The organism is Acinetobacter sp. AS5, from assembly GCF_048957595.1.
Classification (GTDB): Bacteria; Pseudomonadota; Gammaproteobacteria; order Pseudomonadales; family Moraxellaceae; genus Acinetobacter.
Window position 1 is genome coordinate 1 of sequence record NZ_JARDAL010000139.1, and the last position, 1074, is coordinate 1074.

Genomic DNA, 1074 nt, shown 5'->3' on the forward strand with positions numbered 1-1074 from the left:
GGCGGATTCAAGCGGCAAGTGCAACAGTATAAAAACCAGCCATAACTTCACTAGGCGTATACCAACCTAGTGTTTTTCTAGGACGATGGTTGAGTGCAAATTCTATCTGCTCTATTTGTTCGTTTGACACGTCATCAAACGATGATGATTTTGGCAGATATTGCCGGATTAAACCATTCGTATTTTCATTCCTTGCTCGTTGAATAGACTTGTAAGGATCAGCAAAATACGTATCTATGCCGGCATCAGTGATTCTTTTGTGTTCGGCAAATTCCTTACCATTATCAAAAGTAACACTATAAGCATGGCTCATCCGTAAACGATCTAATGCACAAGTAATCGTTTGAGAGGATGCTCTCGTTGGCCCTAAATGAACAATATGTACGTACAGGCTCTTTCGATCAACGAGAGTTAATAAAGCACCTTTATGATGTTTACCAATTACAGTGTCACCTTCGAAATCTCCTAAACGTTGTCGTTGATCAATGACCTGGTCTCGGCAATGAATACTTGTTTTATCAATGATTTGCCCCCTACGATCCGTGTTTTTGTAACCTCGTTTTCGATATTTCTTCTGATGCCTTAAATGTAGGTGGAGTTTACCGCCTTTTGATTTATCTTCATAAATGTACTGGTAAATCCACTCATGTGAAGGTACATCCAGCCAACCGCGTTGTGTTAAAGCGCCTAAAATTTGTTCTGGTGACCAGTCCAAGCCAATCAAGTAATCAATATAAGCGAAGGCAAATGCTGTCATGGGTGATGAAGGACGGTACCGTCTTTGACTTGCAAATTTCGCTGCCTGTTGAGCTCTATATCCACGTTGCCCAGTATTTCTTTTTAATTCACGGTAGATGGTTGATCGTGAACGCCCTAACTCCCGAGCAAGGCTAGCGATTGAACTTTTACTTTTCAAAGTAGCATAAATTTCGTATCTTTCATCTTGAGAAAGTTGGGTGTATTTCTTCATTGTGTGCTTTCCAATTGCGAGTTGAAAAAGTCCAATGATTCTACGAATACACCTAACTTTTTCAACTAACTACAAATGTGTCGCACTTGAGATTTGAATCTGCG

The 1074-nt window shown here is 40.2% G+C and carries 1 protein-coding gene; it reads right to left on the reverse strand.

Annotation, left to right across the window (positions count from 1 at the left end; genetic code table 11):
* Window positions 1–7 precede the first annotated feature (7 nt).
* Entirely contained in the window at window positions 8–970 is a 963-nt protein-coding gene (locus PV763_RS17620) for an IS30 family transposase (protein ID WP_005095842.1), read from the reverse strand.
* Window positions 971–1074 lie beyond the last annotated feature (104 nt).